This window comes from Microbacterium sp. UBA1612, from assembly GCF_002321605.1.
Taxonomy (GTDB): Bacteria; Actinomycetota; Actinomycetes; order Actinomycetales; family Microbacteriaceae; genus Microbacterium; species Microbacterium luteum.
Map to the genome: position 1 here is coordinate 35,718 of NZ_DCMW01000037.1, position 25,121 is coordinate 60,838.

General features: G+C 70.0%; 27 protein-coding genes. 17 read left to right on the plus strand and 10 right to left on the minus strand.

Annotation, left to right across the window (positions count from 1 at the left end):
* The 5 genes from rplO to B3S45_RS14070 form a co-directional block, all read left to right on the plus strand.
* The coding region (gene rplO, locus B3S45_RS14050; protein WP_286721371.1) for a 50S ribosomal protein L15 at nt 1–290 on the plus strand (290 nt) is incomplete at its 5' end.
* Between the two features lie 100 nt (nt 291–390).
* Nucleotides 391–1,713 carry a preprotein translocase subunit SecY gene (gene secY / locus B3S45_RS14055; protein WP_071044931.1) on the plus strand — a complete coding sequence of 441 codons (1,323 nt, stop codon included), beginning with the start codon at nt 391–393 and terminating at the stop codon, nt 1,711–1,713.
* The gene (locus B3S45_RS14060; protein ID WP_071044932.1) at nt 1,710–2,315 is read left to right on the plus strand and encodes an adenylate kinase; all 606 of its coding nucleotides are present in this window, start codon (nt 1,710–1,712) and stop codon (nt 2,313–2,315) included. The genes secY and B3S45_RS14060 overlap by 4 nt, the downstream gene beginning before the upstream one ends.
* A 1-nt stretch (nt 2,316) precedes the next feature.
* A complete protein-coding gene (map, locus tag B3S45_RS14065) occupies nt 2,317–3,162 on the plus strand; it encodes a type I methionyl aminopeptidase (RefSeq protein WP_286721373.1) in 846 nt (281 codons plus the stop codon).
* 15 nt (nt 3,163–3,177) lie between these two features.
* Nucleotides 3,178–3,864, plus strand: a complete 687-nt coding sequence (locus B3S45_RS14070) for a DsbA family protein (protein ID WP_228480826.1) — start codon at nt 3,178–3,180, stop codon at nt 3,862–3,864.
* A gap of 114 nt (nt 3,865–3,978) precedes the next feature.
* Here the strand turns inward: B3S45_RS14070 and B3S45_RS14075 are convergent, their stop codons facing one another.
* A complete protein-coding gene (locus B3S45_RS14075; protein ID WP_286721374.1) occupies nt 3,979–4,947 on the minus strand; it encodes a hypothetical protein in 969 nt (322 codons plus the stop codon).
* A gap of 411 nt (nt 4,948–5,358) precedes the next feature.
* On the opposite strand from B3S45_RS14075, the gene infA reads away from it, so the two are divergent.
* The 8 genes from infA (at nt 5,359) to B3S45_RS14115 (ending at nt 10,740) form a co-directional block, all read left to right on the plus strand.
* Nucleotides 5,359–5,580: a translation initiation factor IF-1 gene (gene infA, locus B3S45_RS14080; RefSeq protein ID WP_028496510.1), complete on the plus strand. Its 222-nt coding sequence runs from the start codon at nt 5,359–5,361 to the stop codon at nt 5,578–5,580.
* A 79-nt stretch (nt 5,581–5,659) separates the two neighbouring features.
* Nucleotides 5,660–5,776, plus strand: coding sequence for a 50S ribosomal protein L36 (gene rpmJ, locus B3S45_RS14085; RefSeq protein ID WP_055821300.1), 117 nt, complete (start codon nt 5,660–5,662; stop codon nt 5,774–5,776).
* Between the two features lie 130 nt (nt 5,777–5,906).
* Nucleotides 5,907–6,281: a 30S ribosomal protein S13 gene (gene rpsM / locus B3S45_RS14090; RefSeq protein ID WP_194383805.1), complete on the plus strand. Its 375-nt coding sequence runs from the start codon at nt 5,907–5,909 to the stop codon at nt 6,279–6,281.
* Nucleotides 6,282–6,312: 31 nt separating this feature from the next.
* Nucleotides 6,313–6,711, plus strand: coding sequence for a 30S ribosomal protein S11 (rpsK, locus tag B3S45_RS14095; RefSeq protein WP_071044935.1), 399 nt, complete (start codon nt 6,313–6,315; stop codon nt 6,709–6,711).
* 153 nt (nt 6,712–6,864) lie between these two features.
* Entirely contained in the window at nt 6,865–7,854 is a 990-nt protein-coding gene (locus B3S45_RS14100; protein WP_071044936.1) for a DNA-directed RNA polymerase subunit alpha, read from the plus strand.
* A 62-nt stretch (nt 7,855–7,916) separates the two neighbouring features.
* Complete coding sequence (rplQ, locus tag B3S45_RS14105; RefSeq protein WP_071044937.1) at nt 7,917–8,486, plus strand: 50S ribosomal protein L17; 570 nt, start codon at nt 7,917–7,919, stop codon at nt 8,484–8,486.
* A gap of 116 nt (nt 8,487–8,602) precedes the next feature.
* Nucleotides 8,603–9,628, plus strand: coding sequence for a GNAT family N-acetyltransferase (locus tag B3S45_RS14110; RefSeq protein WP_194383804.1), 1,026 nt, complete (start codon nt 8,603–8,605; stop codon nt 9,626–9,628).
* 71 nt (nt 9,629–9,699) lie between these two features.
* Nucleotides 9,700–10,740: a GNAT family N-acetyltransferase gene (locus B3S45_RS14115; RefSeq protein WP_286721390.1), complete on the plus strand. Its 1,041-nt coding sequence runs from the start codon at nt 9,700–9,702 to the stop codon at nt 10,738–10,740.
* 10 nt (nt 10,741–10,750) lie between these two features.
* On the opposite strand, the gene B3S45_RS14120 is transcribed toward B3S45_RS14115, so the two are convergent.
* A complete protein-coding gene (locus B3S45_RS14120; RefSeq protein ID WP_286721392.1) occupies nt 10,751–12,721 on the minus strand; it encodes an acyltransferase family protein in 1,971 nt (656 codons plus the stop codon).
* Nucleotides 12,722–12,844: 123 nt separating this feature from the next.
* On the opposite strand from B3S45_RS14120, the gene truA reads away from it, so the two are divergent.
* A complete protein-coding gene (gene truA / locus B3S45_RS14125) occupies nt 12,845–13,690 on the plus strand; it encodes a tRNA pseudouridine(38-40) synthase TruA (protein WP_286721394.1) in 846 nt (281 codons plus the stop codon).
* A gap of 8 nt (nt 13,691–13,698) precedes the next feature.
* Here truA and B3S45_RS14130 read toward each other — a convergent pair whose 3' ends face one another.
* Nucleotides 13,699–14,316 (minus strand): hypothetical protein, encoded by a 618-nt coding sequence (locus B3S45_RS14130; protein ID WP_071044942.1) that lies wholly within the window; start codon nt 14,314–14,316, stop codon nt 13,699–13,701.
* Between the two features lie 76 nt (nt 14,317–14,392).
* Nucleotides 14,393–14,554, minus strand: coding sequence for a hypothetical protein (locus B3S45_RS14135; protein ID WP_176759424.1), 162 nt, complete (start codon nt 14,552–14,554; stop codon nt 14,393–14,395).
* On the opposite strand from B3S45_RS14135, the gene B3S45_RS14140 reads away from it, so the two are divergent.
* Both B3S45_RS14140 and B3S45_RS14145 read left to right on the plus strand, forming a co-directional pair.
* Nucleotides 14,532–15,257 (plus strand): fructose 1,6-bisphosphatase, encoded by a 726-nt coding sequence (locus B3S45_RS14140; RefSeq protein ID WP_071044943.1) that lies wholly within the window; start codon nt 14,532–14,534, stop codon nt 15,255–15,257. The two genes, B3S45_RS14135 and B3S45_RS14140, sit on opposite strands and share 23 nt — an antisense overlap.
* 47 nt (nt 15,258–15,304) lie before the next feature.
* Entirely contained in the window at nt 15,305–16,762 is a 1,458-nt protein-coding gene (locus B3S45_RS14145) for a glycosyltransferase family 2 protein (protein ID WP_071045038.1), read from the plus strand.
* 69 nt (nt 16,763–16,831) lie between these two features.
* Here B3S45_RS14145 and B3S45_RS14150 read toward each other — a convergent pair whose 3' ends face one another.
* The gene (locus tag B3S45_RS14150; protein WP_194383799.1) at nt 16,832–17,893 is read right to left on the minus strand and encodes a response regulator transcription factor; all 1,062 of its coding nucleotides are present in this window, start codon (nt 17,891–17,893) and stop codon (nt 16,832–16,834) included.
* A 112-nt stretch (nt 17,894–18,005) separates the two neighbouring features.
* Entirely contained in the window at nt 18,006–19,028 is a 1,023-nt protein-coding gene (locus tag B3S45_RS14155; RefSeq protein WP_286721398.1) for a glycoside hydrolase family 6 protein, read from the minus strand.
* Nucleotides 19,029–19,142: 114 nt separating this feature from the next.
* On the opposite strand from B3S45_RS14155, the gene B3S45_RS14160 reads away from it, so the two are divergent.
* Nucleotides 19,143–19,859 (plus strand): endonuclease/exonuclease/phosphatase family protein, encoded by a 717-nt coding sequence (locus tag B3S45_RS14160; protein ID WP_194383798.1) that lies wholly within the window; start codon nt 19,143–19,145, stop codon nt 19,857–19,859.
* 16 nt (nt 19,860–19,875) lie between these two features.
* Here B3S45_RS14160 and B3S45_RS14165 read toward each other — a convergent pair whose 3' ends face one another.
* The 4 genes from B3S45_RS14165 to B3S45_RS14180 form a co-directional block, all read right to left on the minus strand.
* Nucleotides 19,876–20,421 (minus strand): LPXTG cell wall anchor domain-containing protein, encoded by a 546-nt coding sequence (locus B3S45_RS14165; protein ID WP_071044946.1) that lies wholly within the window; start codon nt 20,419–20,421, stop codon nt 19,876–19,878.
* A 68-nt stretch (nt 20,422–20,489) separates the two neighbouring features.
* Nucleotides 20,490–22,286, minus strand: a complete 1,797-nt coding sequence (locus B3S45_RS14170) for a DUF4012 domain-containing protein (RefSeq protein ID WP_286721401.1) — start codon at nt 22,284–22,286, stop codon at nt 20,490–20,492.
* 9 nt (nt 22,287–22,295) lie between these two features.
* Complete coding sequence (locus B3S45_RS14175; RefSeq protein ID WP_286721403.1) at nt 22,296–23,480, minus strand: hypothetical protein; 1,185 nt, start codon at nt 23,478–23,480, stop codon at nt 22,296–22,298.
* On the minus strand, nt 23,477–25,120 hold the full coding sequence (locus tag B3S45_RS14180; protein WP_083336534.1) for a sensor histidine kinase: 1,644 nt from the start codon (nt 25,118–25,120) through the stop codon (nt 23,477–23,479). The genes B3S45_RS14175 and B3S45_RS14180 overlap by 4 nt, the downstream gene beginning before the upstream one ends.
* Between the last annotated feature and the right edge of the window lies 1 nt (nt 25,121).

A 25,121-nucleotide genomic window follows, 5' to 3' on the forward strand; every position in this document is an offset into this window, starting at 1 on the left:
TCGAGGGTGGCCAGATGCCGCTGCACATGCGCACCCCGAAGCTGCGCGGGTTCAAGAACCCGTTCCGCGTGGAGTACCAGGTCGTGAACCTGAGCAAGCTCGCGGAGCTCTACCCCGAGGGCGGCGACGTCACCGTGAGCGATCTCGTCGCCAAGGGTGCCGTCCGCAAGAACGAGAAGGTCAAGGTGCTCGGCACCGGCGACATCTCGGTCGCCCTGACCGTCGAGGTCGACAAGGTCTCGGGTTCTGCCGAGCAGAAGATCGTCGCCGCAGGCGGTTCGATCAAGTAAGTCCCTGACGGGGGCCGGAGATCACTCCGGCCCCCGTTCGGCTACCCTGGGTAACGGCGCGCCTGTGTGCCGCCGCGCATTCCCACCTGGAGGCATCGTCTTGTTCAGCGCCATCGCGCGGGTCTTCCGCACTCCCGACCTGCGGCGGAAGATCGCGTTCACCCTCGCGATCATCGCCATCTATCGTCTGGGAGCGCACATCCCGGCCCCGTTCGTGGACTTCCCGAACATCCAGGAGTGTCTCCAGATCACCGGGACGACCGAGGGTCTGCTGTCGCTGGTGAACCTGTTCTCCGGCGGCGCGCTGCTGCAGCTCTCCATCTTCGCGCTGGGCGTTATGCCCTACATCACTGCGACGATCATCGTGCAGCTGCTGCGCGTGGTCATCCCGCACTTCGAGACCCTCTACAAGGAGGGCCAGTCGGGTCAGGCCAAGCTCACGCAGTACACGCGCTACCTCACCATCGCGCTCGCGCTGCTGCAGTCCACGACCCTCGTCACCGTCGCCCGCAGCGGTCAGCTGTTCGGCGTGACCGACGTCGCCGCGTGCCAGCAGGTGCTCACCAACGACGTGTGGTGGGCTCAGCTGCTCGTCATCATCACCATGACCGCCGGCACCGGCCTGATCATGTGGTTCGCCGAGCTCGTCACCGAGCGCGGCATCGGCAACGGCATGTCGCTGCTCATCTTCACCTCGATCGCGGCGGCCTTCCCGGCATCGATGTGGGCGATCGCGACCTCGCAGGGGTTCGAGATCTTCCTGCTCGTGCTGGCCGTGGGCATCGTGGTGGTCGCGCTCGTGGTCTTCGTCGAGCAGTCGCAGCGGCGCATCCCCGTGCAGTACGCCAAGCGCATGGTGGGCCGGCGCACCTACGGCGGCACCAACACCTACATCCCGATCAAGGTGAACATGGCCGGCGTGGTGCCCGTCATCTTCGCCTCGTCGCTGCTGTACATCCCCGCGCTGATCGCGCAGTTCAACCAGCCCCAGGCCGGGCAGGAAGCCGCCCCGTGGGTGGCGTGGATCGCGCAGTACTTCACGACGGGTGACTCGCCGATCTACATGGCGACCTACTTCCTCCTCATCGTCGGGTTCACCTACTTCTACGTCGCGATCACCTTCAACCCGGTTGATGTGGCCGACAACATGAAGAAGTACGGCGGGTTCATCCCCGGCATCCGCGCGGGGCGCCCCACGGCCGAGTACCTCGACTACGTGCTCACGCGCATCACCCTGCCGGGATCGATCTACCTGGGTCTGATCGCGCTGCTGCCGCTGATCGCGCTCGCGACAGTCGGGGCGAACCAGAACTTCCCGTTCGGCGGCGCGTCGATCCTCATCATCGTCGGTGTGGGTCTCGAGACCGTGAAGCAGATCGACGCTCAGCTTCAGCAGCGTCATTACGAAGGGCTCCTCCGATGACGGATCAGACCGCTCGTCTTCTCATCGTGGGGCCCCAGGGCTCCGGCAAGGGCACGCAGGGCGTGCGCATCGCCGACGCCTTCGGGGTACCGGCGATCTCGACCGGAGACATGTTCCGCGCGGCCGTCGCTGCCGGGTCCGACCTGGGCAACCAGGTGAAGGCGCTGATCGAAGCGGGCAACCTCGTTCCCGATGAGCTCACCAGCGCCGTCGTGGCCGAGCGCCTCGGCCAGGACGACGCGGCGAACGGATTCCTGCTCGACGGGTACCCCCGCAACCTCGGCCAGGTCGCCGACCTCGACGCGTTCCTCGCCGCGCGCGACGAGAAGATCGACGCCGTCATCGAGCTGAACGTGCCCCGCGAGGAGAGCATCTCGCGGCTGACGCAGCGTGCTCGGGAGCAGGGGCGCACCGATGACACCGAAGAGGTCATCGCCAACCGCCTCGGCATCTACGAGCGCGAGACCGCTCCGATCCTCGACGTCTACCGCGAGCGCGACGTCGTCGACACGATCGACGGCGTCGGCACGCTCGACGAGATCACCGAGCGGATCGTGGCGGCTCTCGAAGCGCGCGGTCTCGCGCGCCGCGCCCTGGCCTGACGTGTCGCCGTCGCTCCTCCCCGGTCGCCGCTCCCTCTACAAGACCCCGGCGCAGCTGCGCTCGATGATCGAGCCCGGCCGCATCACCGCCGACGCCCTGGCCGCCGTCCGGTCGCTCATCGCACCGGGCGTGACCACCGCGGAGCTGGATGCGGCCGCATCCGAGGTGATCACCTCCCGCGGGGCGAAGTCGAACTTCCAGATGGTCCGCGGATACCGTCACACCATCTGCGCCTCCGTGAACGAGCAGGTCGTCCACGGCATCCCCGGCGACCGCGTGCTGCAGCCCGGTGACATCGTGTCGGTCGACGCCGGCGCCGAGTACCGCGGCTGGAACGGTGACTCCGCCTTCACCGTGGTGCTTCCCGACCCCGACCGTCCCGAGGTCGTGGCCGCTCGCGAAGAGCTGTCGCGGGTGACGCGGGGGTCGCTGTGGGCCGGGATCGCCGCCCTGTCGACCGCGACGCACATCGGTGAGATCGGCGCCGCCATCCAGGCCTACATCGAGGCGCAGGGCGAGTACGGCATCCTGCGCGAGTACGTCGGGCATGGCATCGGTCGCAAGATGCACGAGTCGCCGTCGGTGTTCAACTACCGCGTCGCCGACCCCGGGCCGGAGGTGCGCCCGGGGCTCGTGCTCGCGATCGAGCCGATGGTCGTCGCCGGCAGCGATGTCACGTTCGTCGAAGACGACGGCTGGACGGTCTCGACGGTCGACGGCATGGCCGGTTCACATTGGGAACATAGCGTCGCCGTGCATGATGGCGGAGTCTGGGTGCTCACCGCGCCCGACGGCGGTGCGGAGGGCCTCGCGCCGTTCGGCGTCACGCCCCGAGAGATCGCATAGGAAGAGGAACACAGCATGATGGCAGCGAACGCGAAGCAGACGAACTGGTTCGCCGTCTGGGTCAGTGTCGTGGTCGTCGCGGTGCTGGTCGTCGTGACCGTGCTGGTGGTGTGGATGAACAACGCCGCCACCGATCCCGGTGAGCCCCCGCAGGGCTCCGGCATCGACCAGGAGACCGGTGCGGTCGTCGTCGGTGACGGCGAGCAGTCGATGGACACGTACATCGACTTCATGTGTCCCATCTGCGGTCAGTTCGAAGAGGCCTACGGCGACGCCATCCTCGAGCTCGTGGACGACGGCACGATCACGCTCAACATCCACCCCATCTCGATCCTCGACCGCTATTCGCAGGGAACCGAGTACTCGACGCGTGCGGCGAACGCGATGTACTGCGTCGCCGAGGCGGACCCCGACGCGGCCGTGCCGTTCATGCAGGCGATGTTCGCGGGACAGCCGACCGAGAACACCGAGGGCCTGACCGACGAGGAGATCCTCGCGATGGCCGAGGGTGCCGGCGTCACCGGCATCGACACGTGCGTCACCGAGGGCGAGTACAGCGACTACGTCACCGCGATGACGCAGGAGACCCCGATCCAGCCCGGGAACTCCGGCATCGCGACCCCGACGATCGAGGTCAACGGCGAGGTCATCGCCAACTCCGAGCTCCCCGAGCCCGACAACCTGGCCTCCCTCTTCACCTGACCCGCGCATCCCGCCCCGCGGGCGCTGAGGCGCCGATAAACACCGAACGCCCCGAGAAACCACGCATGGCCCGGTGTCTCGGGGCGTTCGGTGTTTCTCGAGGCGGGTGCTGCGTCACGGATGGCGGCCGTCGGGCCGGCGCGCCCGGAGCGTCGCGAGCATGACGGTCTGCTCCGGCCGCTCGGCGCGCAGCCCCGCGGCGTGAAGCTTGCGCCGAAGCGGTGTCACCGCGAGTGCGTCGGCCCGGTCCCAGCGGGCGAAGCCGTCGCACTGGCGCCGGAGCCTGTCTTCGCGTTGCTTCTCGGCGACGATGCCGCGCACGGCGTCGCGGGATTCTTCCGCGGCGTACTTGTCGTACCCGTCGGATTCGCCGATCACCCGTGCCCGCGGGAAGAAGAAGTCGACGCGGTCATCGAAGCCTTCGCTCGAGAACCACCGCTGAAGCTCGGGTGCCTCGAAGCCCGTCCATTCGATGACCGCGCGACTGATCGATTCCGCGGGCGACTCGGCCTGCGGATCTGCGCGGTCCACCGCCCACAGCGCCTGCGCGCGGCGGCGCGGGTTCGCTGCCGTCTCCGCGAGCGCGCGGAGATGAGCCCGACTCGTCGCGTTCGCGAGGGATGGCGCGATCGCCGCGTCGGCGACCGCGAGTGCGAAGGCCGGCGTGAGCACGCGAAGCAGATCGAGCGCGGTGTCGGCCACCGAGGTGACGCTGATCACCCCGCTGCGGATCATCCTCGGATCTTCGCTCGTGTGGACGACGACATCGCCGAAGCGCCGGGAGCGCGTCCGGTCGGGGTCGTAGGTATGGATGTCGCGCGGCTCACCGAAGACCGGCAGGCCGAGCAGCGCCGCGGCCGATTCGAAGGCGAAGATCGTGTCCGGGCGGCGCGCCGCCACCGCATGCACCCGTGCGAGATAGCGATCCCAGGGAGCAAGGCCCTGCCAGAGTCGCCGATCCGCGTAGACGCCCGTGCGAACGCGGACGAAGTCCGCGACGTCGCGCATCCGCCCGGCGTCGAGTTGTCGCACGGCATGGAGCGGGATGGGGGACGGGCGCAGCAACGAGATCGGAGACGGCATGACCAGACCCTCTCGCGCGCGCTGGCTTCGACGTCGCGCGAAGCGCACCGCCGTGGAAACCCCACCCGGCGAGCGTGGCTGTGGAGGAGCACCGAGAAACGCAGAACGGCGCGAGACATCGCGCAATGCGGTGTTTGTCGTGCGGAAGGGTGTTTCTCGACGACGTGGGATGCGGGGGCGCGGGCGGGCGCGTGGGGGGCCGGGGGGCGGGGTTGAGGGGGTGGGAGGATAGCGGCTAGTTGTGCGCCGAGGCAATACCACGTATGCTCGTTCTTTGGTGCGTTGCGCCCATCGCGGCGTGTCCGCGCACCGAACCCCATCACCGCAGACCGACCGGCTGCACGGGGCGCCGAACGGCCGCGGCCGTGACGCTGCTCCGAGCGCGCGGACTGCACGAGCGATAGTGAGTTTATGGCGAAGAAAGACGGTGTCATCGAGATCGAGGGCGTCATCTCCGAGGCTCTGCCCAACGCGATGTTCCGCGTCGAGCTGACCAACGGGCACAAGGTGCTGGCCACGATCTCCGGAAAGATGCGGCAGAACTACATCCGCATCATCCCCGAGGACCGCGTCGTCGTCGAACTCAGCCCGTACGACCTCACCCGAGGTCGGATCGTGTACCGCTACCGCTGAGCCGGTCGAGAAGTAACGGCCCGGAGGGCGGCACCAGCCGCGCGCCGAGGCACGAAGACAGCGAACAAGGAAAAGAACAATGAAGGTCAACCCGAGCGTCAAGCCGATCTGCGACCACTGCAAGGTCATCCGTCGCAACGGCCGCGTCATGGTCATCTGCAAGTCCAACCCGCGCCACAAGCAGCGCCAGGGTTGAGACAGCACCACCCACGTACAACTGAACACACCTTCGGCAGGATCAGAACCGCTTCGGCGGGGACACCTCGGGGCGGAGGCCCGGGCACCGTTCCTGCTCCACACCTCCACGACACTCCTTTGGAGACGACATGGCACGTCTGGCCGGAGTCGACATCCCGCGCGACAAGCGCGTGGTGATCGCTCTCACGTACATCTACGGCATCGGCCGTACCCGCTCCGCCGAGATCCTCGCTTCGACCGAGATCAACGGCGACATCCGCGTCAAGGACCTCACCGACGACCAGCTGGTGGCACTCCGCGACTTCATCGAGGGCACCTACAAGGTCGAGGGTGACCTCCGCCGCGAGGTGGCCGCCGACATCCGCCGCAAGGTCGAGATCGGCTCCTACGAGGGCCTGCGTCACCGCCGCGGCCTGCCCGTGCGCGGACAGCGCACCAAGACCAACGCGCGCACCCGCAAGGGCCCGAAGCGCACCGTCGCCGGTAAGAAGAAGGCCCGCTAAGGCGCGCTGCAAGGTTTAGAGGAGAACACTCATGGCACAGGCCAAGACCGCTGCGCGCAAGCCGCGCCGCAAGGAGAAGAAGAACATCGCGCTGGGCCAGGCCCACATCAAGTCGACGTTCAACAACACGATCGTCTCGATCACCGACCCGTCGGGCGCCGTCATCAGCTGGGCGTCCTCCGGCGGCGTGGGCTTCAAGGGCTCGCGCAAGTCGACCCCGTATGCCGCGGGCATGGCCGCCGAGGCCGCCGCGCGCCAGGCGCAGGACCACGGCGTCAAGAAGGTCGACGTCTTCGTGAAGGGCCCGGGTTCGGGCCGCGAGACCGCGATCCGCTCGCTGCAGGCCGCCGGCCTCGAGGTGGGGTCCATCCAGGACGTCACCCCGCAGGCGCACAACGGCTGCCGCCCGCCCAAGCGTCGCCGCGTCTGAGTTTGCCGCACCCGGGTAGGTGCGTGGGTCCGCCCGCGCACCGACCCGGGATTCGGTCGTTTCACGACGGGATGCCTCGGCAGTCCGTCCCACAACTCAACAACTCAACCAGCAAGTGTCATATAGCGGGCACTTAGCCGAAAGGAACACATCGTGCTCATCGCACAGCGTCCCACCCTGAACGAGGAGAAGATCGGGGAGTTCCGCAGCCGATTCGTCATCGAGCCGCTCGAGCCCGGCTTCGGTTACACGATCGGCAACGCGCTGCGTCGCAGCCTCCTCTCGTCGATCCCCGGCGCAGCCGTCACGGGCATCCGCATCGACGGCGTCCTGCACGAGTTCAGCACCATCCCGGGTGTGAAGGAGGATGTCACCGAGATCATCCTGAACATCAAGCAGCTGGTCGTCTCCAGCGAGCGCGACGAGCCCATCACGGCCTACCTGCGCAAGACCGGCTCCGGTGAGGTCACCGCCGCCGACATCTCGGCGCCGGCCGGCGTCGAGGTGCACAACCCCGAGCTGGTCATCGCCACGCTGAACGACACCGCCAAGTTCGAGCTCGAGCTCACCATCGAGCGCGGCCGCGGCTACGTCTCGGCGAACCAGAACCGCAACGAGTACGCCGAGGCCGGCCAGATCCCGGTCGACTCGATCTACTCGCCGGTGCTCAAGGTCAGCTACCGCGTCGACGCCACCCGTGCCGGGGAGCGCACCGACTTCGACAAGCTGGTCCTGGATGTCGAGACGAAGCCCTCGATCGCCCCGCGTGACGCGGTCGCGTCGGCCGGTCGCACCCTCACCGAGCTGTTCGGTCTCGCCCGCGAGCTGAACGTCGAGGCCGAGGGCATCGAGATCGGCCCGGCGCCGGTCGCGGAGGTCGCCTCGAACGAGCTGTCGATGCCGATCGAGGACCTCGATCTGTCGGTGCGTTCGTACAACTGCCTGAAGCGCGAGGGCATCAACACGGTCTCGGAGCTGGTCGCCCTCTCGGAGACGCAGCTGATGAACATCCGCAACTTCGGTCAGAAGTCGGTCGACGAGGTGCGCGACAAGCTCGTCTCGCTCGGCCTCTCGCTCAAGGACTCGGTCCCCGGGTTCGACGGCGCCCACTTCTACGCCGGCTACGACGAAGAGAACGCCTGAGCCACGCGGAGCCGTACCGGCATCCGTCTTCGACCGACTTTCCCACCTGGAGTAACTGAGAAATGCCCAAGCCCACGAAGGGTCCCCGCCTCGGAGGCGGCCCCGCACACGAGCGCCTGCTGCTTGCGAACCTCGCTGCGGCGCTGTTCACCCACAAGTCGATCCAGACCACCGAGACCAAGGCGAAGCGCCTGCGTCCGCTGGCCGAGCGTCTGATCACGTTCGCCAAGCGCGGCGACCTGCACGCCCGTCGTCGCGTGCAGTCGATCATCGGTGACAAGGAAGTCGTGCACGTCCTGTTCGCCGAGATCGCGCCGCTGGTCGCCGAGCGTGAGGGCGGATACACCCGCATCACCAAGGTCGGCAACCGCAAGGGCGACAACGCGCCGATGGCCGTGATCGAGCTCGTTCTCGAGCCGGTCACGCCGAAGGCGAAGAGCACCAAGCGTCGCTCCGAGCCCGCGGAAGAGGCGGCCCCCGTCGCCGAGGAGACCCCGGCCGAGGAGTCCGCAGCCGAGGAGACCCCGGCTGAGGATGCTCCGGCCGAGGAGTCCGCCGACGCCGGTGCCGAGTCGACCGAGGAGGGCGAGGCCGCGGAGGCCGCCGCCGAGGACGCCGACACCACGAAGTGACCTGCTGCCGGCCCGCCCGGCACCTGCGGAACGCCCGCGACCCGTCCGGGTCGCGGGCGTTGCGCATGACGGCGCCGGTTTGACCGGCCCCGGGGGGACCCGCGTACCGTAGGAAGGTGGCCGATCAGACTCTGAACCACCGTGTGACCGCTCCCGAGACCCTCGCCCCCGCCGCGCATCCCGACGTGGCATGGCGATCCCCGACCCCTGACGACATCGACGACATCCACGCCGCTCTCGTCGCCGCCGACGAAGTCGACCATCCGACGTGGGCGTTCGCCCGCGGCGACGTGGAGGACTGGTTCGACCTGCCCCAGACGACCCGCGACGACCTGCTGGTGGGCGAGACGCCCGATGGTCGCATCGTCGCCGTCGGTGCCGCGATCAAGCAGGAGGACACCTCGCTCGAGGTGCGCGTGAGCCTGCAGGGCGCGGTCGTGCCCGAGATGCGGCGACGCGGCCTGGGCAGTGCCGTTGGCCGCTGGCAGTACGACCGCGCCCTGCAGCTCCTCGCCGCCGAGACGGATGCGACCGTCGACGGGGTGATCGAGCAGTACGTGCACGAGGACGACCCGGGAGCCGCGGTGATCGCCGGCGGTCTGGGGATGACGGTGGGACGCTGGTTCGTCGTCATGGAGCGCGACCTCACCGAGCCGGTCTTCGATGTGGAGGGCGATGTCGAACCGGGCGTCGACCTCGTTCCCCTCGCCGCAGACCGCGTCGACGACGTGCGCCTGGCCCGCAACGACGCGTTCCGGGACCACTGGGGGAGCGTGCCGTACTCGGAGGAGTACTGGAACGCCTTCACGGGCTCGGAGCACTTCAGCCTCGACCTGTCGACGGTCGCACTCATCGACGGCGAAGTCGCCGCGTTCTGCCTCGTGACCGTCAACGAGGACAACTGGGAGCGCCGCGGACTGCCCTACGCCTACATCGAGTACATCGGCGTCGTGCGCGCGCATCGCGGCAAGGGACTCGCGCCGCGGGTGATCCGCCGCACGCTCCGGGCGATGGCCGCCGCGGAGCTCAAGGCGACGCAGCTGGATGTGGACACCGACAGCCCGACCGGCGCCAACACGCTCTACGAGAGCCTCGGCTTCGTCGAGCGCGATCGCGAGCAGGTCTTCACGCGCCACTTCTGAGCCTCCCCCGCAGCGCTGCTGCCTCCGGAGGGCGCCGTGAGGGCGTCCTGCGCGCCGACTAGAGTGTGCGGGTGACCGAGACACCCACCGGGTCGGATGCGCCGCTCAGCGCGCGCGTGACGGCTCCGGAGATCCTGCCCCATACGTCGCACCCCGACGTGGCCGTATGGCGCGGGGCGACCGCGGCCGACATCGACGCGATCCACGCCGTCGTCGCCGCGGCCGACCGCGTTGACCACCCCACCTGGGTGACGCCACGGGAGGATGTCGCCGACACGTTCGAGCTCGCCGGTGTCGACCATCTCACCGACACGGCGCTGGGCTTCGCCGCCGACGGCACCCCGGTTGCGGTCGGGTCGGCGATCCGCCATCCCGACACCTCCGAGAAGGTGAAGGTGCACCTCGACGGTGCCGTGCATCCGCAGTGGCGTCGACGGGGGATCGGCGGCGCCCTGATGACGTGGCAGCATGCCCGCGCCCGCCAGCTTCTCGCGGCCTCCGACCTCACGCTGCCCGGCGAGGTGCACGTGTACGTGCACGACGGCAACGACGGCGCCGTCGTGCTCGCCGAGCGGCTCGGGATGACCACCGAGCGGTGGTTCACCACGATGGTGCGCGACATGGCGCATCCGATCTCCGAGCCGGTCGCGCTCGAGGGGGTGCGGATGCTCGCGTTCGCCCCGGAGTGGGACGAGGCGACACGCGTCGCCCGCAACGACGCGTTCCGCGACCACTGGGGGAGCCTTCCGACGCCGCCCGAGCGGTGGGCGCAGTTCACCGGCGGACGGTTCCTGCGCGCGGACCTGTCGACGCTCGCCATCGTCGACGGACGCGTCGTGGCCTTCTGTCTCGCGTCGGTGAACGAGGACGACTGGGTGACGCTCGGAGCGTCGAACGCATACATCGACCTCATCGGCGTCGTGCGCGACAGCCGCGGTCGCGGGCTCGCCCCGCGCGTGATCGCCCGCACCCTGCGCGCGATCGCCGGAGCCGGGCTCGCCAAGGCCGTGCTCGATGTGGACACCGCGAGCCCTACCGGTGCGAACACGCTCTACGAGGGTCTCGGCTTCGTCCCGACCGAGCGCGATCGCGTGCTCGTCGCGCGGATGTGAGCTCGCGCCGCTACTGCGGCACCGGCAGACGGCTGTCGCGATGCTCGTCGCGGAAGGCGCGGAGCTCCTCGCCGTAGCGGCGCATGGCGCGTTCGTACTCGGCCCCGTCGACCCCGGTCGCCACGGCGTCGGCGTACACGTCGCCACCGGGGCGCCCGGGGTGGATGCGGTCGCCCGCGAGGAGATCGACGTGCCGGTCGATCGCCCGGCTCCAATCGGCGACGCTCACATCGGAGCGCTCGTCGGCGAAGGCGCGCAGGGTGTCGTTGACCTGGGGGATCCACTCGCGGGGCGCATACGCGTTGACGAGCACGATCCTGCGGTCGGGACCCGCGATCGCCGCCATCTCGTCGAGCGTCTCGCGGTCGACCGGGCCGTTGGTGCCCAGCCCGATCACGACGACGGAGCGGAGGCGCCCTTCGTCCTCGAGCGTGCGCAGGATGCCCGGCCCCGCCCACGCGGAGCGCGATTCGGCCGCATCCACCTCGATTCCCGGGAACCGCTCCAACAGGGAGGGAGCGGAGGCGAGCATGACCGAGTCGCCGACGGCGGTGATCTCGTCGCCCCGCACGGGGGTGGGGGAGGGACTCGGGGTCGTGGTGTCGGATGCCTCCTCCTCGGGCGCCGGCGAGGTCTCGGCGGGTGCAGGGGTCGGCGAGGCGGCGGCCGTCTCGGCGGCGAGAGCGGCGGCGCCGGCTTCGACGACGGACTGCCCGGAGGAGACCGCGGGCGCCGCGGCGACGGCCGCACCCGCGCCCGCGACGAGCGCGGCGCCGGTGGCGAGACCCGCGAGCGCGGTCGCGCGTCGTGCCGCCCGGGCACGCAGCGCCGCACGCAGGCGCCGGGCACAGCCGCGGAAGCCGAACCGGCGCACCGGCGTCTCCACCCAGCGGTACGACGCCTCCGCCAGCGCGAGGGTGAACGCGAGGGCGAGAGCGCCGACGCCGATCGGCACCCCCGCCTCCGGACCGGTGCCGGTGGTGGCGGCGACGAGGAGCACGAGCAGCGGCCAGTGCCACAGGTAGATGCCGTAGGACCGGTCGCCGAGCCAGCGCAGCGGGATGGCATCGAGCGCCCGGCCGAGGCGGGAGCCGGGCCAGACGCCGGCGAGGATCACCATCGCGGCGCACACGCTCGCCGCCAGGAGGGCGCCGGGGAAGGTCGCCGTCGTGTCTCCGGCGGGAATCGAGGCGATGGCAAGGATGCCGATCAGCCCGGCGACGCCGAGCGCGGACACCGTGGCGCGCGCACCCCCGGATCGTGCCCACGCCGGCAGGTCGCCGACGGCGAGGCGACGCAGCAGCGGCGCCATGCCGAACGCGAGAGCGACGCCGAGCAGCAGACCGAACGCGTGCGTGTCGGTGCCGAAGTACGCGCGCGTGAGGTCGCCGCCGGAGGCGACGACGGCGCCCATCCACATCGCAGATGCCGTCGCCGCGACGAGGGCGGTGGTCACCCGCGCCCAGGACCGGGGGAGCATCAGGAACAGCGGCAGCACGATCGGCCACAGCAGGTAGAACTGCTCCTCGACGGCGAGCGACCACATGTTGCGGAACAGCTCCGGGGTCGTGGCGGCGAAATAGCCGTCGCCACCGGAGAGCGCGACCCAGTTGTAGCTGAAGGTGAAGGCTCCGACGATCTGCGCGCCCAGCCGCACGAGCACGTCGCCGCCGATCATCCACGCCGCGCTCGCGCAGACGATGACGACCAGGGTGAGGGCCGGCAGCAGGCGTCGGGCGCGTCGGCGCCAGAAATCGACGAGCGAGATGCGTCCGGTGCTGCGGTGCTCGCGCAGCAGCAGGGTCGTGATGAGGAAGCCGCTGATGACGAAGAACACGTCGACGCCGACGAAACCCCCGGGGACGAGCGCGCCGGGAAAGAGGTGGTAGAGCACGACCAGGGCGACGGCGACGGCACGCAGACCGTCGAGGCCCGCGTAGCGCGTGGGCGTCGCGGCGGGGTGCTGCGCTGGAGAGGTCATCGGTCCGGGGGAGGAGGGGGAGGAGGGGAGGAGGGGAGGAGGGGGCGACACGTCAGTGTACGACTCCCGTGCGGGAACTCCCCGAGCATCCGCCGGAAGGGCCGCCGGACATAGGCTGGAGCGGTGCGCATCCGTCTCGACATCGCCTATGACGGCACGCACTTCCGCGGCTGGGCGCGCCAGCCCGCGCATCGCACCGTTCAGGGAGAGATCGAAGACGCACTCGCGCGCGTGATCGGTGGCACCCCGCGACTGGTCGTCGCCGGGCGCACCGATGCCGGGGTGCACGCCTCCGGTCAGGTGGCCCACGTGGACCTCGATGCGGCTCAGACGGAGCGGATGCTGTCGCGCCGCGCCCGCGCCCCCCACGCCGATCCGGTCGAGGCGCTGGCCGCGCGCGTGCGCGGCGTGCTCGGCGCCTATGCGGATGTGACCGTGCACGCCTCCCGCGTGGCGCCGGAGGGATTCGACGCCCGCTTCTCCGCGGTCTGGCGGCGCTACGCGTATCGCCTGACCGATGCGCGTGCGGGATACGACCCGCTCGAACGGCTCCGCACCACGACCGTGCGCGGCGAGCTGGATGTCGAGGCCATGGACGAGGCGGCGCGGTCGCTGATCGGCCTGCACGACTTCGCGGCGTACTGCAAGCCGCGGGATGAGGCGACGACGATCCGCACGCTCCTGGAATTCGACTGGCACCGCGACACCGCCGGGGTGCTGGTGGCCAACGTCAAGGCGGACGCGTTCTGCCACAGCATGGTGCGCGCCCTCGTGGGCGGATGCGTCGCCGTCGGCGAGGGCCGCCTGACCGCCGGTGACCTGGCGGAGATTCGCGACCGGCTGGTGCGGGTTCCCGACGTGAAGGTGCTCGCCGCGCGCGGCCTCACCCTCACCGAGGTCGGGTATCCGGCCGACGACCTGCTCGCGGCGCGCGCCGCGCAGACCCGGAGCCGCCGCGACCGGGACTGACCCGGGTTCTACTCGCCGGGCTGGAAGATGGCGACGGTGAGCGTGTCGCTCGCGGTCTGCTTGGCGTACTCCTTCGACGTGGGAGTCGTCTGCACGAGGAAGTCGTAGGTGAACTGGAGCTGCACGGCGGCGGTGTCCGCGGGCACGGCGCCGACGTTGAAGGTCTGCGAATAGCTGTACGGCGAGAGCACGAGGTAGCCGGGCGAGACGGCGGATGTGTCGGTCTGCGGATCGAGGGCGTCGATCGTCACGCCGTCGGCGTCGAGGGCGACCGCGACCATCGATGCGCTCTGCAGGTACACCTTCTGGCCGTCGTCGGGGGTGACCTCGGTGACCATCGAGATGCTCACGGGCTTCACCGCCTCCGCGGTCCACAGGTCCATCGACAGCGTCGACCAGTAGTCCACGGTCGCGGTGACGGCACCGGCGACGAGCTCGCGCTGCGTCGAACCGCTCGAGAGGTCGTTCGGCACCGGCGCGGGTGCCGGGGAGGCGGAGGTGCGGGTGGGGGTCGGGGTGGCGTCGCCGCCGTCGCCGTATTCCCACGGCGCGGGGCCGCATCCGGCGAGAGCCAGGGCGAGAGCCGCGGCCGCCGTCGCCGTGCCGACGCGTCGTGCTGTTCCCATGTGCCCTCCCGGCTCCGTGTGCTCCCCAGCTTACGAGAGCCGCGACGCGCGCCGACCGATGGGAGAGGCGCGAGCCTCAAGGCTCGCTCAAGACAAGCTCAAGAACCTCAAGACGCGTGATCGGCGTGGTTGCCTGTGTGTTGTCGCGGGGAACCCCCGAGACGCCGCCGGGGACCCGAAGCCCGGCGGCACCCCTGAACCTGGAGCGGAACATCGTGAGCATCTCGTCGTCGGCCACGCGTCGCATCCTCGCCGTCGGCGCAGCCTTCGGTCTCGCCGTCTCCCTCGCCGGCTGCTCGCAGCTGGCCGAGGTGTTCAACGGGCTGCAGCAGCAGCCGGGCGTCGCGGAGGAGCCGGTCGCCTACGCGAGCCCCACGCCGCTGACGACCGAGGACATCGCCTTCGACTCGCTGTTCACCTATGACGGCTCCGTCGCCCTCTCGACCGACGTCGCCGATCAGCTCGAGCTGCGTCTGGAGGTGTGGGCTGCGAATCCGAAACGGACGAACGAGTGGGATTCCACGACCCCGAAGACGTTCGGCTTCGCCGTCAACGTCTATGACAACTACGTGGACGAGAAGGCCGTGCTCACACAGAAGCGACGCGTGTACATCTCGTCGATCTCGATCACCTCGCAGACCGCGCAGACGTCGGGCCAGGTGCAGAACCCGTTCCAGTTCAGCTCCGACCCGCGCACGCTCGTGCCGACGGACACCCTGCGCTCGGACCGGGGTCTGCTGCTGAACAGTTACCAGGGCGGTCTGCTCGTGCCCGAGACGACCATCAACCAGCTGCCCGCGGACACGTACGGCATCACGCTGGAATTCGCGATGACGATCGCCGTGGAGGGCGTCGCCGACGACGACACGTCGTTCTCTCAGCAGACCGTGTACCAGTACCTGCCGATCGCGATATCCTCCGACGCAACGACCGAAGAGTGACCGGCGTGAGGGAGATCACCATGACGGACGTCAACAGCCCCCGGCAGATGACACCGCACGCCGTCCACGCGCCCGATTCCATCCTGCCGCGCGAGCCCCGTGCCGAGTCCGAGCCCGGCTTCGCCGACGACTTCTCGGCGGTGCTGGAGAACACCACCGGCCACCGGTCGACCATCGGATGCATCATTCCGGCGTACAACGAGGAAGAGTCGATCGCCGACGTCATCCAGTCGCTCCTCGCCCAGACGCGGGTGCCGGATGTGATCCACGTCGTCGTCAACAACACCTCCGATGCCACGGTGCGCATCGCGTCAGAGTTCGCCGGCGCCCACGAACTCGAGACCGAGATGGGCGAGCAGTTCACCGAGGTCTTCGTGCACGACATCGGCAAGAACCCCGACAAGAAGGTCGGCGCCCTCAACTACGGCTACTCGCTCGTGGAGGGCTACGACTACCTGCTCGGGGTAGACGGCGACACCACCGCCGATTCGCGCGCGGTGGAGTACCTGGAGACCGAGGCGGTGTCGGACTCGCGCATCGGCGGCATCTCCGCGATCTACTCGATCGACGACCGGCCCATCAAGGGCCTCATCGGCAAGTTCCTCATCGCCGGTCAGCGCACCCAGTTCGCGGCGTTCAACCTGCAGAACCTGCTGCGCGGGCGCAACATGGCCGTGCTGGGCGGACAGTTCTCGATCTTCTCCACCAACGCCCTTCGCGAGGTGATGCGTCAGAACCACCAGTCGACGCCGTGGGTCAAGGACAGCGAAGTGGAGGACTCGCTGCTGTCCCTGCAGATCAAGAGCGCCGGGTACCTCACCAAGATCAGCCCGTTCTCGCGGGCCGACGTCGGCGGCATGACCACGCTGCGCGGCTACGACGCCCAGCAGGTGAAGTGGACGTACGGTGCCATCGAGCTCATGTGGCCCGGCCAGCGCGGCGACACGAAGGGCCAGCCGTTCCACCCGAACCTGCGCCTGCGCTGGTTCGAGAACTTCGGCATGCTCACGAACCTCTTCGTGCGCGTCGCGTTCATCACCCTGCTGGCGGCGTCGCTGTCGATCAACGCGTTCGTCTTCTCGGCATGGTGGCTGATCCCGGTGCTCATGGCCGTGCTGCTGAACCTGCGCATCGCCTACACGATGGAGAACCGCAATTCGCGGGACGTGATGTTCGCCGGGCTCGTCTTCCCCGCCGAGATCTTCATGTGGATCCGGCTGAGCCACTTCCTGCGATCGTGGACCCGCTTCCTGTCGCGCAAGAAGGTCGACAACTGGGCGATGCAGGCCAAGGCGGAGAAGGGTGGCGGTAGCACCCACTGGATCCCGCTCATCCTGCTCGTGGCCGTGTTCGTCGCCCTCGCGGTGATCTGGTCGATGCTCGACCCGGTGGTGCAGTCGACGATCCTGTGGATCGGGTGGCCGATCGTGGGTGTCGTGACCGTCATCCAGACGCTGCTGATGTTCTTCAAGCTCATCCGCCGCCACCAGGGCTACAAGGTGTGAGGGCGACGAGGTGTGACGGATGACGCGAAGAACGGCCCCGCTCGTGCGGGGCCGTTCTTCGCGTCGGCGTCAGTTCGAGGCGGTCAGTTCGCTGGTCATGCGGTAGCCGACGCCGCGCACCGTCTCGATGTAGCGCGGATTGTTCGGGTTGTCGCCGAGCTTGCGGCGGAGGTTCGTCATGTGGGCCTCGATGGCGCGCTTGTCGGCCTCGCCGACGAAATACGACGTCACGTAGGACTCGCCGCGCAGCACCAGGGTCAGGTCGGCCTTGCTCCGCACGCGACGCTTGGACTCCATGAGCGTGGCGAGCAGGTCGAACTCGGTGCGCGTGAGCTCCAGCTGATCGCCGCCGACGACCACGACGCGGCTGTCGGGATTGACCTGCAGGTCGCGGTGGGTCATCACCGAGGGGCCCGCGAGTTCGACCGCGCCGCCGTGCGTGGCGCGTTCGATGTCGGTGCCGGGGGCGGGGCGCTCGGGCTCCGCCGCGTTCCACTGCGGCGGGGCGTCGGCGCCAGGCGGCAGGCGGTAGGTCGCGGGGTCGCCCGGGGTCTGTGCGATCTCGGGCCGTGGCGCGTCGTAGCCGTTCCGGTGCGAACCGTCGGTCCCCTCGCCGACCGCCGGGGCGACGCCCCAGCCGGAGTCGCCGTCGTATCCGGGAGGCTGTGCGCCGCGCGACGTGTTGCGGCCGCCGGGGAACGACGGACCGACCGAGTCCTGCCGGGGCGCCGCCGGGGCGGGGGCGCCCTGCCGGGGGCGACGCAGCATGGCGTCGATGCGCGCACGGAATTCGCGCGGACGGAAGGGCTTGATGATGTACTCGTCGGCGCCCGAGCCGAGCCCGAGCACGACGTCGGCCTCATCCTCGAGCCCGGTGAGCATGATGATGTAGGTGTCGCTCTGCGAGCGGATGCGGCGCGCGGCTTCGAACCCGTCGATCCCCGGCATGTTCACGTCGAGGGTGGTGATCAGCGGCCGATACGACATGACCGCGCGGACGCCGTCGATCCCGTTGCCGACGGACACCGTCGAGAACCCCGCCGCCTCGAGCACCTCGCGGAGGAGATGGCGGATGTCCGGGTCGTCCTCGACGATGACGGCGGTCTTGAGGTCGAGCGATGGGTCGGTCATCGGCGAAGCTCCGGCTCGGGGAAGGGTGCGGACCAGGGGAGGCGACAGTGCAAGATTCTGCCTTCCGGTCATGCTACACAGTGCGCGCGGGGCGCTGCGCGCAGCGGGTGGCTCAGCGAACCTCGCGGGTGAGCTCGACCGCCGCTTCGGGCCACCACACGCCCGCGGCGGGACCGCCGTTGCACGTGCCGTCGCTCTCGCCGGGCGGCTTGACCCAGAGGTTGGTGTCGACAACCTCGTCGCCGAGGGTTCCGCCCGGCTCACCCACCAGCCGGCCGGAGGGATTGCACCAGTCGCCGTTGGAGCCCGCGCCGGAGCGCGATGTGTCGATGATCGCGTGGGAGCCGCCGAGAAGGTCCGACAGCTCGTGCGCGTAGGCGAACTCCTCGGTGGAGTGGTTGTAGTTGGAGACGTTGGTGGCGAACCCGCGGATGGCGTCGCTGCGGTCCAGGGCCTCGATGAGGGCGGCCATGTCGGCGGCGGGGAGCCAGTTGGAGTGTCCGCCGTCGACGTAGATCCAGGTGTTCGTGCCGGTCAGTCGATCGATGGCGTTGCGCAGCTGACGGACGCGTTCCTCGACGTTGCCGCACTCGGGTGCCAGTGCCAGGCTGTCCGGCTCGAGGATGACGATCTTCTGCACGTCGGGTGCCGCATCCAGGCCGCGCGCGATCTCGTCGATCCAGGTGGCGTAGTCCTCTTCGACCAGTCCGCCCGCGGAGTAGCTGCCGCAGTCGCGTCCGGGTAGGCCGTAGACCGCGACGGAGAGCGCCGTACCCGTGTCGCGGGCCTCCGACGCGAGGTTCGACACGCGCGCGGTCGCGGTGCCGATCGGATCCTCCTCCGGCGTGAGCCAGTAGGTGGTGGGCTGCTCGGAGAGGTAGGCGGTCGCCTCGTACTCCGCGGAGCCCGCGGTGAGGTCGTCGAGCGCACGGGCGGCCTTGGACTCCTCCGGGGCGACGACGGTCGTTCCGACGGCGGGCGGTCTGGCGGACAGGGTCTGCACTCCCCACGTGATGAGCGAACCGATCCCGGCGAGGATCGCCAGGGTGACGACGGCGGCGAGGCCCAGCAGCGTGAACAGCAGCCACCGCGGCATCCCGAACCGTCGCCGCACGGGTGCCGGACGTACAGTCACGACTCGATGCTATCCCGAGCCGGTGTCACCCGAACGCGCGGCACCTACAGGTCGGCTATGGGATCACCGGATGAGCGCCGGTCGGCCGGGGAGCGGGAATAGGCTGGCGGCACCATGAAGGTCATCTCCTACAACCTGCGCAAGCACCGGGCAGCCGGTGAGCTGGCCCATCTCGTCGAGCACCACGGCGCCGACGTGCTGTGCCTGCAGGAGTACGACACCCGCGAGATCCCCCCGACGATCGGCGGCCTGAGGCTGGCCGACGCGACGCAGCGGAACCGGCTGGGGCTCGCGGTGTACTACCGGGAGAACTCCTACCGCGCGGTCGACGTGCGCTCGCTCGCCCTGAAGAAGTCCCTCCACGACATGGTGCTCAAGCCCGCCGAGGAGCGCCTGCTCGGCGTGCGCCTCCACGACATCGACGACGGGCACGAATTCATCGTGGCGTCGTTCCACGCCGCACCGTTGACCGCGTTGAACTCCCTCAGGCGCCATCAGATCCGTACCGCGCTGACCGAGCTGACCTCGCTCGGCGAGGGTCTGCCCGCTCTCATGGTCGGTGACTACAACTACCCCGTCTTCAAGGAGAACCTCGGGCAGAAGGTGCGCGAACAGGGCTACGAGCTGAGTCTCAGCGACGCGCGGACCTACACGCGGTACCGGTTCTTCCGCGGACACTACGACTTCGCCACGTCGATCGGCTTCCGCGTCGACAAGGTGCGCACGCTGCCGCAGGGGCGGTCGGACCACCTCCCGATCCTCGTCACGGCGCATCCCACCGTCGGCGGCGCTTCCGCGTCGGCGGCGCGCACCTTCGCCGCGGAGTCCTGACGCGGCCTGTGGGGGATCAGGAGTTGCGGTCGCGGGAGCGGCGCACGCCGGCGACGATCGCCAGCACGGCGCCGGCTGCCAGCAGCGCTCCGCCGCCGATCCACACGATCGCCAGCGACGACTGGTCGAGTCCGGTGGTGGGAAGGCCCTCGGCCGTCGTGATGCTTGCGGCGGCGGTGCCGCCGGCGGAGGTCGGCGAGACGGCGGCGATGTTGTAGGTTCCGCTCGCGTTGGCGGGAAGGGTGATGCGGACGGCCTCCAGCGCGCCTTCCGAGGTGGACGTGAATCCAGCGCTGGCGGTGCTGATGGCCATGCGGATCATGCCGAAGGTGCTGTCGGCGCCGTTCTCGCCCGTCACGGTGACGGTGACCGGCTCCTCTGCCGAGAACGTGCCGCCCGAGCACGCGAAGGTCACGGTGCTGCCGGCGGTCATCGTGGCGGGGCTGGTCGTGCAGGAACCGGCCGGCGGATAGATCGTCGAGGCGCTCGCCGCGCTCGGTGCAGCGACCGCGGCGATCGAGATGGCAGCGGCGATGAGGAGGCGGGTGATCCGGCGAGTCATGGGGGGTCCCTCGTGGCGGCGAGTGAAGCGCGTGGCGACGGGGACGTGACCTCCCCTTGGCGGGAAGTCTAAGCGGGCGGGCACGTGGCGACAACTCGGGTGCCCTCGCCGATGCGGGGGGTTGACACCGCCTCGACCGTCGGTGCACCGGGCTCACTCGGTCGCGCGGTGACGAACACGCTCGCCTGCTCGCCGGATTCCAGGTCGAGTTCGAATGTGAGCACGCGCCTGCCGTCGTGGGTTCCGCCGCCGAATCCGACGTCGCCGTCGATCTCGGCGTCGACGAGGTCCCAGCCCTCCGGCAGGTAGAGGTAGCCGACGGTCCGTGCGGTGCCGGCGGGCACGCCGAATCCGCCGCCGCCGGTGATGTAGCGGGGCAGGCTGTCGGCGCCGGGGGCGGTGTTGGTGATGGTCACCCCGAGGGTCGCCTCGCCCTGCGCGTCTCCGGCGTCGTCGATCATGCACGTGTCCCAGCCGACGACGGTGTCGGCGGTGACGTAGTAGTCCATCTTCGAGCCCGTGCCGTCGTTGAGGAACACCCCGAACCGGGCCGTGTCGTCGTCGGTCCCGGGCAGTCCGCCGGCGAGCGTGGTGTCGGCCAGGAGCTCCTGGTCCTCCTCGTGGTCGCTCCACAGGAGCAGTCGGTGCTCGTCGCCGGCCCGGGTGAGGGCGGAGAGGAGGGCCGCGGGGTCCGCGCCTCCGCCGGCGACGGCTTCGAACACGGCTGCGGCGGCGGCGGCGAAGAAGGCGTCCTGCTCGGCGGGGACCTCGTAGCGGAAGTAGACCTCGTTCAGCAGCAGGTCCACCGCGTTGTCGGCGGTGAGCTCGTCGCCGGTGGGGAGAGTCACCGGACCGGTCGCCTCGAGCAGGTACGACAGCGCGACGGGGTCGACGGCGATGACCCCGTCGACCGTCTCGCCGGTCTCGCGTTCCCACATCTCCTGCGCGAGTGCACCCGACAGCGCGAAGTCGGGAACCTGTGTGACGTTCTGGATGTACCGGCCGGGCCGGGTGCCGTAGATGCCGAGCACCTCCTCGTCGAGGGGGAGCACGGCATCGTCGTAGCGCGGGAAGTCGCTCGAGGAAGCCTGGGCCTGGAGCGACAGGGCTCCGCCGTCGGTGCGGATGGCCGCCACCGCGCCGGTGATCCCCCCGAGGGAGCGCCACTCGGCGTTGTTCTGAAAGAGCAGCAGGTAGGTGCGCGGTCCGTCGGCGCCGAGCATGGCCGGCAGCAGTGCGGTGGCGCGCGCGACGGCGCCCGCGCCGTCGCGGGTCTCGGCCAGGAGGGCGGACAGTTCGCGCACCGCGGTGCGCACCGGCGTCACCAGGGGGTCGCGGTCGATCGCGGAGACGGTGTCGGCGGCGTCGACGAGCTCCGCGGTGCCCGCGGCGGCGGCATCCTGGATCTCCGTGAACGGCGTGAGGTCGATGCGTCCGTCCTGAGGGCGCAGCGAATCGACGTCGAACGACCCGGCGACCTCGACCAGGGGGGTCAGGGCCGACCCGGCGACGTCGTCGACCGCTGCGGTCATCGTCGACACGGCCGCGAGCTGCGGGCCCACCCACGGCAGATGCTCGGCCGCGCTCCACACCGGGTCGGTGGTGAGGCCGCGAGCGGCAGAGGTGTCGTCGGCGATCTCGGCGATCGCATCGGCGGCCGTCGCCGGATCGGTCAGCTGATCGCGTGCGAGGGCGGCCGTTGTCTGCGCATCGCGGAGGTGACCGTAGGCCAGGAAGCCGCGCACGCCCACCCACGCGGCCGCGATGATCGCCAACAGGAGCAGCCCGCCGAGGACGGCCGCGAACACCGTTCCCGCCACCCGGACGGCGTGCGGGAGAACGGGCGACGAGGGCGGGGAAGTCACGCTGACACTCTAGGGGGCCGGCGGTGTGGAGCCGCTGTGGGTCGAGCCCTTCTCGATCGCGGGGAAGGCCGATCGCCGCGCATTCCCGACGCGGTACCAGCCGTCGCCGCCGGCGGCGCGCGCCTCTGCTTCGGCAGAGGCCGCGGCGGCGATGAGGGCTTCGAGATCGAAGCCGACCTCGCGGACCGGCGCCCATCCGATGCTGGCCGACAGCTGCGTGGCCAGCGGCTGCTCCGGCCGCATGGTGCCCAGGCGTCGCAGGAACGCGCGCATGTGCTCGCGGACCTCGTTTTCAGAGCGCGCGACGAGGATGAGGAGCGACCCCGGACCGGCGCCCGGGCCGATGTCGGACTCGGCGGGGAAGGTGGCGCGTGCATCCGCGATCAGGCGCTCCATGGTCGCGGTGAACGCACCCTCGCCCGCGGCGGCACGGATGTCGCCGACATCGTCGAGGGTCATCGTCAGCAGCGACCACGCCGTGTCGTCACGGTCCTCGGCGCGGGCGAGGCGGTCCTGCATCACGCGTCGCAGGTCGTTCCCGCGTCGGCTGAGGCCGTCGTCGCGGTTCTCGGACAGGAAGAGCAGCGACACCAGTGCGCAGATCATGTAGACGATCATCGCGACCGCGTTGATCGTGCGGACCAGTACGAGGTCGCCGCCGCCGGCCGGGTCGGTCGCGATCGTGACGACCGCGACGAGCGCTCCGAGCAGCGTGTACACGCCCGAGACGAGGGTGAGCGGCAGGAGCATCCCTCCGCCGCGGTCGGGGCGTCGGAAGAGCTCCCACGCGGTCAGCCCCGCCACGAGCGACGACGCGAAGTAGAGCAGCGCGAACCCGGTGCTGTACCCGGGCGTGCCGGCGAGCACCACGAGCACGCTGGCTGACACCAGAGCCTGCAGCGGCGCGATCCAGGCGAAGGACGCCGCGCCCCGGGCGGCGCGCAGGCCGCTCCAGATGAACGCCGGCGCGCCCAGCATGAAACCGAGTGCGGCCACGCGGGCGGACTCCTGCGTCGCCGCCTCGGCGCTGATCGAGGCATAGGAGGTGATCATCGCGAGCACGAACGCCATCGACCACAGCGCCGTGGCCGCCGAGGGTCGGCGCAGGAATCCCAGACCGATCATCAGGGCCGTCGCGAGGGTCGCGACGGTGGCTTGACTGATTCCGAGGTTCAGGGCGACGGCAGAGTTCACGCGGTGTCCTCCGGGAGGGTGATGGTGACGGTGGTGCCGCGTCCGACGGTGCTCTCGACGCGGATGGTGCCGCCGTGGGCCTCGGCGATGGCCTTGGCGATCCCCATGCCGAGTCCCGAGCCGGGGAGGCCGCTTCCCACGGCCTCCTGGGCGCGGAAGTAGTCGTCGAACAGGTGCGGGATGTCCTCCTCGGCGATGCCGAGGCCGCTGTCGCTGATCGACACCTCGATCTGCTGGTCGTGCGTACGGGCGGCGACGCGGATGGTGCCGCCGTTCGGCGTGTACTTCACGGCGTTGCTGAGGATGTTGTCGATGAGCTGACGCAGGCGGAAGGCGTCGCCGGCCAGGCGGAAGGTGCCGGCGATGTCGAGGGTGAGCGACTGGTCGCGGGTGCGCGCGGCGGCCGAGAACGACGTGACGGACTCGCGCAGCAGCGACACGAGGGAGACCGGCTCGTGCGGCACCGACGTGTCGCGATCGGTGGTGAGGATGCTCGAGATGAGGGCGAGCATCCGCTCGGCAGCCCGGTCGATCGTGTCGAGGCGTCCGGTCTGCTCGGGGGTGAGGTTGTCGTCGTCGCGCATGAGGTCGACATTGCCGAGCATGACGGTGATGGGGGTGCGCAGCTCGTGGGAGACCACCGCGGCCAGGTTCTCGCGTCCGCGCCGCTCCTGGGTGAGCTCGGTGACGTCCTGGACCATGAGCAGCGTGCTGGGGCTCTCATCGCCCACCGGAGGCAGCGGCCGCGTCGAGACGGACACCGCACGCCACTGCCCCGTGGTGTCGAACACCCAGCCGCGCTCGCCGTCGAGATGCTCGCCGCGGGCAGCGCGATGCACGGGCCGCTCGTCGGCGGAGAGCGCCCGACCGCGCTGCGACTCGTAGTCGACCGTGCGAGGGGGCTGCGTCGGATCGTCGGGGTCGATGCCGTAGAGGGTGAGGTAGGCGGCGTTGGGCGAGACGAGGTCGCCGTTGGGGGTCACCCGCGCGATGGCGATCGGCACGCCGTCGAACATCTGGGTGGCGCGCTCCTGCTGCGCCGACACGCGGGCGAGGGTGCGCTGGGTCCTGTCGGCCTGGCTGCGCAGGAGGGACTTCATGGCCGTCGTGCGGCGCGACATCTGGCGGAAGAGCACCCCGAGGAACGCCAGACACAGCACGACGATCGCGAACCGCAGGGTGATGCTCGAGGTCGCTCCCGCCCCGACCGCCTCGAAGAGGATGACGGCGGAGATGAGCGCGAAGGCGGCCCCGAGCCACCTCGCCGGGAAGTGCGTGGCGATCCACGCCACCGGGAAGCACCAGAGGAACTCCAGCCGCAGCTCACCGCCCTGCGACATCACCCCGACGGCGAAGGTGTCCACCAGTGGCACGGCCACCACCGCGTCGCGGGACAGGCGATCCCACGGGATGAACATCACCGCGGCGCTGATGAGGATCAGCATCGTCGCGCCGACGATGAGGGGCGGCTCGGTGAGCCGGTCGCGGTCGAGCGTCGTGATCACCAGCATGATCACCACGACCGCCGCGGCCAGCACGAGCTGCCACAGCCAGATCGACCGTGTGCGCGTGCTGACGGCGCGCTTCGACCCGGCGGGGGTCGTGCGCGCGGCAGCGGTCGTGTCGCCGGGCCCCCGCATG